Origin of the sequence: Malacoplasma penetrans HF-2 (genome assembly GCF_000011225.1) — a bacterium.
Taxonomy (GTDB): Bacteria; Bacillota_I; Bacilli_A; order Mycoplasmatales; family Mycoplasmoidaceae; genus Malacoplasma; species Malacoplasma penetrans.
This window is the reverse complement of sequence record NC_004432.1, coordinates 841,221-853,929: the sequence shown is the minus strand read 5'-3', so window position 1 is coordinate 853,929 and position 12,709 is coordinate 841,221. Positions and strand designations below refer to the sequence as shown.

At 26.1% G+C, this 12,709-nt stretch carries 9 protein-coding genes and 1 riboswitch; all 9 genes read left to right on the top strand.

Annotation, left to right across the window (positions count from 1 at the left end; all coding sequences use genetic code 4):
• Positions 1-177: 177 nt before the first annotated feature.
• The 9 genes from MYPE_RS03450 (at position 178) to MYPE_RS03410 (ending at position 12,660) form a co-directional block, all read left to right on the top strand.
• Entirely contained in the window at positions 178-1,344 is a 1,167-nt protein-coding gene (locus MYPE_RS03450) for a P35 family lipoprotein (protein WP_011077486.1), read from the top strand.
• Positions 1,345-1,787: 443 nt separating this feature from the next.
• A complete protein-coding gene (locus tag MYPE_RS03445) occupies positions 1,788-2,960 on the top strand; it encodes a P35 family lipoprotein (RefSeq protein WP_011077485.1) in 1,173 nt (390 codons plus the stop codon).
• 122 nt (positions 2,961-3,082) lie between these two features.
• A riboswitch (TPP riboswitch) is annotated at positions 3,083-3,180 on the top strand.
• Between the two features lie 77 nt (positions 3,181-3,257).
• Positions 3,258-4,466, top strand: a complete 1,209-nt coding sequence (gene cypl / locus MYPE_RS03440) for an ABC transporter thiamine pyrophosphate-binding lipoprotein p37/Cypl (RefSeq protein WP_011077484.1) — start codon at positions 3,258-3,260, stop codon at positions 4,464-4,466.
• Entirely contained in the window at positions 4,459-5,196 is a 738-nt protein-coding gene (locus MYPE_RS03435) for an ATP-binding cassette domain-containing protein (RefSeq protein WP_011077483.1), read from the top strand. Before cypl ends, MYPE_RS03435 begins: the two co-directional genes overlap by 8 nt.
• Positions 5,186-6,928, top strand: coding sequence for a PhnE/PtxC family ABC transporter permease (locus tag MYPE_RS03430; RefSeq protein WP_011077482.1), 1,743 nt, complete (start codon positions 5,186-5,188; stop codon positions 6,926-6,928). The genes MYPE_RS03435 and MYPE_RS03430 overlap by 11 nt, the downstream gene beginning before the upstream one ends.
• Positions 6,929-7,167: 239 nt before the next feature.
• Positions 7,168-8,265: a P35 family lipoprotein gene (locus MYPE_RS03425; protein WP_011077481.1), complete on the top strand. Its 1,098-nt coding sequence runs from the start codon at positions 7,168-7,170 to the stop codon at positions 8,263-8,265.
• Between the two features lie 301 nt (positions 8,266-8,566).
• The gene (locus MYPE_RS03420) at positions 8,567-9,766 is read left to right on the top strand and encodes a P35 family lipoprotein (protein ID WP_011077480.1); all 1,200 of its coding nucleotides are present in this window, start codon (positions 8,567-8,569) and stop codon (positions 9,764-9,766) included.
• 304 nt (positions 9,767-10,070) lie between these two features.
• On the top strand, positions 10,071-11,195 hold the full coding sequence (locus MYPE_RS03415; protein WP_011077479.1) for a P35 family lipoprotein: 1,125 nt from the start codon (positions 10,071-10,073) through the stop codon (positions 11,193-11,195).
• Between the two features lie 289 nt (positions 11,196-11,484).
• Positions 11,485-12,660 carry a P35 family lipoprotein gene (locus MYPE_RS03410; protein ID WP_011077478.1) on the top strand — a complete coding sequence of 392 codons (1,176 nt, stop codon included), beginning with the start codon at positions 11,485-11,487 and terminating at the stop codon, positions 12,658-12,660.
• Positions 12,661-12,709: the final 49 nt, after the last annotated feature.

Genomic DNA, 12,709 nt, shown 5'->3' with positions numbered 1-12,709 from the left:
TTAGATTGTTAATAATTGATATCCAAAATGAAATAAAAGGCAAAAAATTTTTGTATCTTGTTTCACTTTTTTAGAAGTAATTCTTATTATCTCTACTTAGTAATTTTCTGTTTAACTGGTAAATTTGTCTTTTTTATATTTCAAAATTTGAAAGGTAATAATTATTAACTAAATATTATGAAAATTAAAAAAATTAAATTATTGAAAGCTCTTGCATTAACCGGGGCTTTTGGGATTGTTGCAACAGTTCCAGTAATTGTTTCTGCTTGTTCTTCAACCAACAATGGTGGAAATAATCAAGGGGGAGGTTCTGGGGGAACTACTCAAACAGAAAAAATTACACCTGAATTAAATGAAAAAGTTAGTTTAGGGGGTTCATTGAAAGATATTTATGATTCTACAGGAACTAAAAAAACTAATGAATTAATAGCTGAAGAAATTAAGGCTAATATTAATAGTGTTTTTAAAAATGGTGAAAAATTAGCTGCTGAATCAGATTTAAAAATTACTGTAAATGGTAATTTTCCTGAAACTTTATCTAATTGAAAAGATCTTCCATATCTAGATTCTTCTGAGACTGCTGATAATGCTACAGCTGATAAAAGTTGAAGTGCAACAGCAAGTTTAAATAAAGTTTTATATCCTACAACTTCAAAACAAATTGATATTAAATCATTAGATGATCTTTATACTAAATTGGATGAAGCTACAATAAAAGCAGCTTTAAAAGAAGGTGGAGTAACAACTACAGAAACTTCAAAATCATTTACTATTAAAAATAGACCAGGATTAACAAATGATGATTTAATTCATGTTAATGTAGAAGAAACTAAGTCTGATGATACTAAGGTTCAACATGACCTTCAAATTCCTACATCTGATATTAATTTAGTTGTAAGTGATTTAACTGTAAAGGTTGAAGGACAAAACATTGAAACAACTGAAAATACTAAGACTACAACTGAATTTGATTTCAATATTGGAATTGATACAACAACTCATTATAATCAAGGTTCTGAAACTTCAACAGCTCAAACTGAAGATGCTGTAAAAGTTGAACAAGTTTTAAAAGATTTAAAATTAGCAACTGCAGATGGCAACAATACTAAATTAGATAATGAAGCATTAATTAAAGCACTTGGAGTTTATACTGTTACTTTCTCATTAGATGATGCAAAGGTTACTAAAGATTCAGTGCAATCAAGAGCTCCAGTTGATACAAAATATACTGTTACTTTAAAAGCTACTCCAAATAAGGATAGTAACAATACTTATGTTTGGGATGATGGAACATCAGATGCTAAAGATATTACTTTCCCAGTAACAATTAAAATTGGTTCATAATAAAACTATTGACTAAAACAAACTAAAAAGTAGTGTTAATTACTAAACACTACTTTTTTATTTTTTTTGAAAATAATACTTAGCTAAGTCACTTATTTACAGAACTCTTTCTTTAAATTAAAAAACATAGATTAGAGAAAATGAGTAAGTGTATTAATAAGGTCTAGGGTTTCTAACATAAAAAAGGTAGAGTTAACATAAATTATTTCTCCAAAAACTTAACAGAATGCTAAAAATATATGTTTATTATTATTTTCTTGATAACAATTAGTAACCATTTAAACCATTTTTGGTATATAAATGAAATATGTTAAATGGATAGCATTTAAAAAGGTAGAGTTAATTTATGTTATTTCTCCTTATTAAATTTTTTCATCTATTTAACTAGTAAATTTGTCTTTTTTAAATTTCAAATTTTGAAAGGTAATAATTATTAACTAAATATGAAAATTAAAAAAATTAAATTATTGAAAGCTCTTGCATTAACCGGAGCTTTTGGGATTGTTGCAACAGTTCCAGTAATTGTATCTTCTTGTTCTTCTACAAGTGATAACAATAATGGAAATGGAAACAATAATAATGGTGGAGGATCTGATGGAAATACTCAATCAGAAAAAATCACACCTGAATTAAATGATAAAGTTAGCTTAGCAGGATCATTAAAAGATATTTATGATTCTACTGGAACTAAAAAAAGTAATGAATTAATAGCTGAAGAAATTAAAAACAATATTAAAGATGTTTTTAAAAATGGTGAAAAATTAGCAGCTGAAACAGATTTAAAAATTACTGTAGATGGTGGATTCCCAGAAAAATTAACAAACTGAACTGATCTTCCATATGTAGATAATACAGATGATGCTAGTAAAAAAGATCCAAATAAGAGTTGAAGTGCTATAACTGATTTAAACCCAGTTCTTTATTCTACAAAGTCAAATCAAATTAATATTAAATCTTTAGATGATCTTAAAACAGAACTACAAAAGACTGATGTTTTAAAAAATGCTTTAAAAGATGCAGGGGTTTCAACTGCAGAAACATCAACAGCATTTGAAATTAAAAATCAACCAGCTCTTACAAATGATGATCTAGTACATGTTAATGTAATAGAAACTAAATCAGACAAATCAACTGTTCAACATGATCTTCAAATTCCTACATCTGATATTAATTTAGTTGTAAGCAATTTATCTGTAAAAGTTGAAGGAAAAAATATTGAATCAACTGATACTACTAAAACTACAACTGAATTCAATTTCAATATTGGAATAGATTCTACTCAACATTATGATCAAGGAAGTGCAAAGTCTGCTGCAACTACAGAAGGTGATGTTGATGTTAATAAAGTTTTAAAAGATTTAAACTTAGCTACTGATGATAAAGGAGCATTAAATAATGAAGCTTTAATTAAAGCACTTGGAATTTATAATGTTACTTTTTCATCTCCGAGTATTAAAAAAGCTACAGTAACAGCAAGAGCAGCTACTGCTACATCATATGAAATTACTTTAAAAGCTACTCCTAACAAAGAAGGTAATAATACTTATGTTTGAGATGATGGTACAACAGAAGCAAAAGATATTACTTTCCCAGTAACAATTGATATTGGTTCATAATAAATTTCTACTAACCAAAACAAACTAAAAATAGAGTTGAGTTTATTCAACTCTATTTTTTATTTGAAATTAATATAACTAACATTTATGTAAATACTTAAATTTAAGATTTATAATCAAAATATGTTATCAGGCGGTGCCATTAAAATATGGCTGAGAAAATACGCTTATGACCTGATCTAGTTAGTACTAGCGGAGGCAAGTGATAATATATAAATTTGAATTTGTATATTTATTTCTAAGTCTCCATAACAATGGAGACTTTTTTATTTATTGCTGATAACTAAGGTAAATAAAATGAAATATAAAATTTTAAAAACAATATCTATTAATAGTTTTTTATTATCACCACTATTATTAGCATCATGTGGATATAATGCTAATAATTATGTATTTGTTTTAAGTGGAACAGCAAATAGTGGTGATTATAATAAATTTGCATTAGATGTACAAAATGCATATAACCAATTAAAAAACAGTAATGACAAATATAAACATTTAAGTGATATTACAATTACTGTAAAAGGAAATATTGATGACAATCAATCTAAAAAAGATTTGATAGAAAATGGAAGTGCAGATTTTGCTTTTATTTCTTCTCAATCTTTAGTATCAAATAACTTTTATCAAAAGGTTAATCCTTTAATTCAAACATTAACAACTTCTTTTGTATTTGATACAAATATGGATCAAGTATATGTTGATGGTAATGAATCAGATCCCTTAAGAACAATTGCAAGTAATATGCAAAGTGTTAGTTTTGGAAGTAATTATAGTTATCCATTTAATACTTGAAAAGATGAAAAACAAGTTGATTCAAATAATAAGACTGTTCAGCCATATTATGACTGGAATGGAATTAGATATAATGCTTTTTATAATTTTGATAATTCTACTTTAGTTAATGGATATCGAGGAATGATTTTATTATCTGGAACTGAACAACAAATTAATGGAGCAATAAATGCTTGAAATAACAAAAACTGAGATGAATTTAGAAACTATGGAATTATCACTGGTGAAAGTGGTTCAGCTGGAACTTATTTATTACAAGAGCAATTAATTAAAAAACACTTCAATTTATCTTCATCAAATTGAACAATTGCTGAAGATAAATTAGCAAACCCTAATAAATATGAAACTGATGCAAATGGAGGAACTAGTAAGATTGGAAAATATTCTAATTTTGTAATTAGTTTTACAGATGAAGGTTCATTTGCTTGAACTCACAACAATAATGATAGTAGTGATTATGTTCCAATAAATGGAAACAAAATAAAAATCTTTAGTGTTACTAATCCTGCAATCTATGATGTTGGTATTTTTAACAAATTTATAGATAGTGAAGTAGCTACTTTATTAAGTGAAGTAATTATTTACTTATATGAAAATAACAATAACCTATATGGGGAAGGATTAGGATACAATGGATATAGAAAAATTACAGATTTTAATAAAGAAGTATTAACTCCTATGGTTAATGCATTAGGAGTTAATAATGCTTAAGTTATTGAATTGATCAGTTAAGAATTTTAAACAAGAACAATTAGTTATTAAAGAACTTAACCTTTCTTTTTATGATGGACAAGTTGTAGCTATTATTGGTAGTTCTGGAGTTGGTAAAACTACATTTTTAAATTCTTTAGCTTTAAATACTGAAGTTAATAGTGGAGAGATTTATTTTGATAATAAAAAAATAGAATTTAATAAAAAAACTATTTTAAAAAAATATAGAAAGAATATTGGGTATATTAGTCAAAAGAATTCTTTAATTGAAGATATTTCTGTATTTGATAATTTGAAATATGTTTTATCAGATAAGAATAATTTTTTATTTAGTTTTTTAAATATCATTACTATAAAACAAAAAGAAAGAATCTACGAAGTTTTACTAGATTTAGGAATATTAGATAAAGTCTTTTATAAAGTAAAAGATTTAAGTGGCGGTGAATCACAAAGAGTTGAAGTAGCTAAAATTTTATTAAAGAAACCTAAAATTATATTAGCTGATGAACCAATATCAAATCTAGATGCATTAAATTCTTCTTATGTAATTTCTTGTTTTAACAAAATTGCTAAAGAAAATTTTTCTATTGTAATTATTAATCTGCATAGTTTAGATCAATTAAAAAATAATATTGATAGAGTAATTGGGTTAAAAGAATCTAAAGTTCTTTTTGATAAGAAACCTTTAGAAATAACAGAGCAAGATTTGAGGTTATTATATGAAAAATAATCTAGTTAAATCTAATTTCTTTTTTAGTTATATAGATAATGAAAATAAATACAAAAAGAAAAAAATATCACTTCAAACTAAAATATTAATTTCTATTGCTATTTTAGTATTAGTGGTAGTTTCTTTTATTGCTGTTGGTTTTAATGTATCCCCAAGAGGATTGCTAGTATTTAGTAATAGAATTAGCGAAATATTTTCCTTTTCAAATTCTATAAGTGATTATCCAAATTACTCTTTAGTTCAACTATCATTAAACTTTTTATGGATAACTATTAAAGGTGTTTTAATAGGAACAACTTTTGGATTTATTTTAGCTTTTATTACTTCAACTTTTAGCAATAGTCACTTATTTAAAAATACAATTTTAGAGAGAACTATAAGAGTAATAACTGCTTTTTTGAGAGCATTTCCAACTATTATATTTGTTTATTTATTTAGTACAATTTTTTCTAAAAATTTATCTTTAGTATTAGTTTTATTTTGGTTTAGTTGATTATGACTTCACAAGTATATGTCTGAGTTTTACCAAAATTTAAATTACTATCCTTACTATAATTTATTAATTCAGGGATACTCTAAAACAAAATCTTTTTTAAAAACTATCATTCCTCAGATTAATAACAAATTCATTTCTTTATTTTTATATTCATTTGATTCTAATATGAGATGAAGTTCAATTCTTGGAACATTAGGATTGGCTGGAATTGGGGAATTAATTGAAAAAGCATCTCATGGTCAATATTCTAGTATGGGTATTCCTGTTCTAACCATTATGCTATTTATGTTATTTTTAGAAACTATAATTTTTCTTTTTAATAGATTTCTATTTGTTCATAAAAGTGTTGTATTTAATAAAACTATGAAAGATTTCACATCTTATAAAAATATTAAAACTTATATAAAATTATTTTTATTAATTAGTTTAGTTTCATTAATACTAGTTTCTTTAATAACTTTAAATTGAACACATACTAGTAATGATGGTATTAACTTTATTAAAAGCTGATTTAATCCAAATTGAAATATATTATCAGATACTACTAACTTCAACATCACTTTAGACATATTAAATCTTTTTGCCCAAGTCATAGTAATTATGAGTATAGTTTTTATACTTTCTTTATTATTAATATTAATTAGTTGTTTTAAATTATTTGGGTATTACTCTTTAATTGGGATTTTTATTTCAACAATTATTAGATCATTACCGATGATTGCTATCTTTTTTATTTTTAATCCAATTTTTATAGATCCAACTTCTACAATTTGTTTAATACTTGCAGTTTCAACAAGCACTGTAATTTGTAAAAATATAACTGAAAGTATTAATAAATTAAAATCAGATATTATTAGTTCTTATTTAATTCAAGGGTATAGCAAAATATATGTATTTTTTAGATATATATTGCCTTCAATAAAAAATGATTATGTAACTTTATTTTTATTTGAACAAGAATCACAATTTAGAGAATTAATTACTTATGGGGCTTTTGGAGCATCTGCAATTGGATTTAATATTTCAGTTTATTTTGCAGGCACTAGAAAGCAATGAAATAATATGTTTGCTTTTGTTTGGGTTTCATTTTTTATTATTGTTTTTATGATTGCTGTCCATTATTTAATAAAAATATTTGTTCTAGAAAATAAAAATATTTTTAAACTTGTGTCTGATGCAAAATTAAAACTATTAATACAATTTAAAATAATTAAAAACCAATTTGAGAAAATATAAATAATCTGATAATTTCATAAAATCAAAACTAGTGTTAAAAATATATGCATTTTATTTTGGTATTTCTGCAACATTATATTAAATAATTGATAATTAAAAATTAAAACCAATTAAGTCAAATAAACAAAATCAAAAAAACAGAGTTAATTTTAATTATTTCTAATTTCAAATTTTCTTTATTTAACTAGTAAATTTGTCTAATTTTGAAAATTTTGAAAGGTAATAATTATTAACTTAGTATGAAAAACAAAAAAATTAAATTATTAAAAACTTTAGCAACTGTTGGTTCATTTGTAATAGTTTCAACAGTTCCTGCAATTATTTCTGCTTGTTCTTCAACAGCTGATCAATATACTGGAATTACACCTGTGATTAAATCTGAAGTTTCTTTACAAGGTAAATTAACAGGAATTTATGATACATCTACAGGAAGTGATAGAAAAGATACAAATACTTTAATTGCTGAAGATATTAAAGCTAATCTTGATAAGTATTTTGTTAATGTAGATGAATTAAAAGATGTAATTCAAACTTCTACTATTACTGTTGATGGTGGATTTTCTGAAAAATCAACTTGAGAAGGAGAGAACTTTGAAACTTGATCAACAGATGCAAGAGGAGTTACTAAAGCTCCATATCCTTCAGCTGCACCAAAAATAGATATAACTTCTTTAAATGCTTTAAAGGATGAAATATTAAAAGATGATGCTTCAATTCAAAAATTTTTAAAAGATGCTAATTTGCCTTTCACAAGTAATGCTAGTAATTTTAGGTTACTAAATAAACCTGGTTTAGAAAATGGTGATTTACTTCATGTAAATATAAAAGCTAACAGAAATAGAAATAATAATAGTGATCTTAATTTAGATCTACAAATCCCTGTTTCTAATTTTAATTTAAAAACAACTCTTAAAGTTTCTGTTTCTGCTAGTAATAATGTAGATGGACAAAATATTGGGAAAGACTTTAATTTAACAACACATTTTAACTATAGTATTGGGATAGATCCTGCAGTGAATTATAAGGCATTGAAAACCGCATTAGAAGTAACCCCTCAAGAATCTGTTGATGCAACAGAAATTTTAAAATTATCAGATTATACTGATTTTTCAGGAAATTTAGATAATGATAAAATAGCTTCTGCAGTTGGAGTTTTTAATTCTAAATTTACACCTGTATCAAGTGTTAAAGTTGAGGGATCTCAAGACATGTATAACATCACTTTAACAGCAGAACCATTCAGTGATTTATACTTTTGAGATGATGGAAGTACAGGATCTAAAACTATACAGTTTCAAATAAAACTTAATGTTAAATCCCAAAATGCCCAAGGCTAAAATAGTTAGTTTTAATATTAGATAACAAATGTATCAAATACAAAAAGGTAGAGTTAACGGAAATTAACTCTACCTTTTTTATTTTTAGTTATTTAACATATTTCATTTATATATCAAAAACATTTAATATAGTTAACAATTATTATTCAAAACAAAATTAAACACATATATTTTTTGCACTTTGTTTCTATTTTTTGAGAAATAATTTCCGTTATCTCTACTTGATTATTTTTCTTATTTAACTAGTAAATTTGTCTTTTTTAAATTTCAAATTTTGAAAGGTAATAATTATTAACTAAATATGAAAATTAAAAAAATTAAATTATTGAAAGCTCTTGCATTAACCGGGGCTTTTGGAATTGTTGCAACAGTTCCAGTAATTGTTTCAGCTTGTTCTTCAACAAGTGATAACAATACAGGTGGAGGAGACAATACACAAACTAAAACTATTACCCCACAAATTAAATCTACTTCTACACTTTCAGGTGCTTTAAGTAGTATTTATAATCCAGCAAACAGTTCTAATACTAATGCTTTAATAGCTGATGAAATTAAAAAGAATCTTACAGAAGTGTTTGATAATGGCGATGCTTTAAACAATGTTAATGACTTAGAAATTACAGTAACTCATAGTTTCCCTGAATCTACATGAACTGGTTTAACTTTTAACTCTGATACAGGGAATTGAGGAAACTCTACAAATGCACAAGATAATGTAGAAATCCAAGAAGCCAATAAATTATTGTATCCTACACAAACTACAGAACTTAATATTTCTTCTTTAAGTGATTTAAAAGAACAATTAAATGATGATGCAAAATTAGAAAAGATTCTTGATGATGCAGGTGCTACAGTAGATGCAGATACAGTTTATAGTGTAAATAATGGTTTAGGTTTCACAAATAAAAATTCAGGTTCTGAAAATAGAGACTTACTTCATGTTAATGTTGTAGGGACAAAAACAACAGCTGGACAAACTCCTACAACTACAACAACAAATTATGATTTACAAATTCCTGTTTCAGATTTAGATTTAGAAATCAGTAATTTGAGTGTTACTGTAAAAGGTAGTAATGTAACCGAAACAACTGCTACAACTAATTTCACTTATAACATTGGAATTAATGATGCAGAAAATTATGTGGATCCAAGTACAAAACCAACTGCTACTGAGGAAGAGGCAGGCAAACTTGATGATGTATTAGTTAAATTAGGATATGCAACTGCTGCAACAGGAGGGGCAACAGAAACAACATTAAATAATGATGCAATTATTCAAGGTTTAGGAATTTACAATGTTACTTTTGCTAGAACTACTACTGAAGGGGTTCAAGGAATAGTTCCAAAAGAAGATGCATCAAACAATGGAAATGAAAAAACTTACACTATTACATTGAGTGCAACTCCTAACCAAGGTTATGTTTGAGAAGATGGAACAAGCAATGCTAAAGATATTTCTTTTGATGTAATTCTTGATATTACTGCAGCTGCACAATCATAGGATTTTGTTTAGAAATTAAAACAAACTAAGTATTTTATTAAACAAAAAAGTAGAGTTAATTGGAATTAACTCTACTTTTTATTATGCATTAGCTTAACATATTTCATTTATATACCAAAAATGGTTTATATAGTCATTAATTAGTACTGAAAATAAAATAAAACACATAAATTTTTTGTATTTATTTGAATTTAATTTCAGATAATTCCAATTACCTCTCCTTAATAATTATTGCCTTAGTTTAACTGGTAAATTTGTCTTTTTTATATTTCAAAATTTGAAAGGTAATAATTATTAACTAAATATGAAAATCAAAAAAATTAAATTATTGAAAGCTCTTGCATTAACCGGAGCTTTTGGAATTGTTGCAACAGTTCCAGTAATTGTTTCATCTTGTTCTTCTACTGATAATGGTGGATCAGGAAATAATACAGGTGGAAATGGAAATCAAGGTGATGGTGGAGGATCTGGTGGTACAGGCCAACAAGAAAATAAAACTGTTAAACCTGAGTTATTAAAAGATGTAAGTTTAGGTGGATCGTTAAGCACTATTTATAGTAGTGGTTCTGATTCAAAAACTACAAATGAATTAATTTCTGAAGATGTTAAAACAAATCCTGAAAAATATTTTACTAATGGTACAGAATTAAAAGATGTTATTAAACAAACTAAAGTAACTGTAGATGGTGGATTTAGTGCTTCAGAATGACAAAATGGAGATCCATATTCTACATGATCAACTTCAAATGGAATTGTAAAAGTTACATATCCAGCAGCAGCTCCACAAATTGATATTGCTTCACTAAATGATTTAAAACAAAAAACTTTTAAGGATGATGCAGCTATCCAAACTTTTTTAACTGCAGCTAACTTAACTTTTACAGGTGTGACTAATTATACTGTTGAAAATCAATTGAGTTTATCAAGCGGGGATTTACTACATGTAAATTTAAAAGGTACTAAAAGTGGTGGAAATTTAAATGTTGACTTGCAAATTCCAGTGTCTAACATTAATTTAAAAGCAACTTTAAAAATTTCAGTTGATGCAACAAATAATGAAAGTGGAACAAATATTGAAGCAGTGACTGATCTTACAACTAATTTTAGTTACAATATTGGAATAGATTCTACAGTAAACTTTACACAAACAGGAGCAACTCCTACTGCTACAGAAGCAGAAGCAAAAGATGCTCAAAAAGTTTTAGAAAAATTAGGATATGTTTCATCAGGAGCATTAGATAATGATAAAATATCAGCAGCTTTAGGTGTATATAATTGTAAGTTTGTTGCAAAATCTAGTGAGCCTGGTGAAGGTGGGAAATATAATGTTACTCTAACTGCAACACCTTTTGATAGTAATTATATTTGAGATGATGGTACTTCGGGACCAAAAGATCTTCAGTTCCCAGTGTCACTTACAGTTTCTTAATATTCATAAATAGGTTTATTAAAAATGTTAATAAAAAGTAGAGTTAACACCAATTAACTCTACTTTTTTATTTTTTATCTATTTAACATATTTCATTTATATATCAAAAATACTTAATATAGTTATCAATTAACAGAGGAAATGAAATAAATAACATAAATTTTTTGCATTTAGTTTAAATTTTGTAGAAATAATTGGTGTTATTTCTACATACTAATTTTTCTATTTAACTAGTAAATTTGTCTTTTTTAAATTTCAAATTTTGAAAGGTAATAATTATTAACTAAATATGAAAATTAAAAAAATTAAATTATTGAAAGCTTTGGCTATGACCGGAGCTTTTGGAATTGTTGCAACAGTTCCAGTAATAGTTTCATCTTGTTCTTCAACAAGTGATAACAATACTGGTGGTGGAAATAATGGGGGAGATACACAAACACAAAAAGTTTCTCTTCAACTAAAAGATTCTGTTGATTTAAAAGGTTCATTAAGTAAAATCTTTGATACTGAAGCAACTAATGCATCATCTAGAAAAAGTACTAATACTTTAATATCTGAAGACATTAAAGCAAATCCAGGAACTTACTTTACTTTCACTGAAACAACAGAAGAAACTGTTAAAGAAACAATTCAAAATGCTACTGTAGAAGTTGAAGGTAATTTCTCTAGTTCTAGTTGAGAAGGTCAAGCATATAACCAAGAGTCTGGAAACTGAGGAGCAGATTCATCTGTTGTTACTATAGACCCTGCAAATAAATATTTATATCCTACAAATTTAGATCAATTAACTTTTAAAGATTTAGATGGTTTAAAAACTGAATTAGAAAAAACTGGAACAAACAACAAAACAGTTTTACAAAATGCATTGGAAACAGCAGGGGCAACAATTGATGCTGGTGCTCAATTATCTATTGAAAATAGATTGGGTTTAACAAATGATGATTTACTTCATGTTAATGTTAAAGAAACTAAAGCTAATACAGCTGATAAAAACTATGATCTTCAAATTCCAGTTTCTGATTTAAATTTATCAGTATCTGATTTATCTATTAAAGTAACTAGTGACAATATTGAAACTGGTGAAAAAACTACAACTAAATATGACTACAATATTGGAATTGATCCAACAACTCATTATGTACAAGGGACCACAAAACCTAGTGCAAATGATGAAGCAAGTGTAGATGTTAATAAGGTACTTGAAGACTTAAGTTTAGCAACTGATGCTAATGGTACTTTAGATAATGAAGCATTAATCAAAGCTCTTGGAGTTTATAATGTTCAGTTCTCTAATCCTACTATTGCTAAAAAAGCTACTACAACAAGAGCTATAGAAGATACAGTGTATACAATTACTTTAAAAGCTACACCTACAGCTAATAAGAATTATGTTTGATCTGATAATGGAAATAGTGAAGAAAGAGATATTACATTTGATGTAACTCTTGCAATTGGAACTAACTAATTATTTTTTTAAAACAAACTATATTAAAAAAAGTAGAGTTAACTTGAAT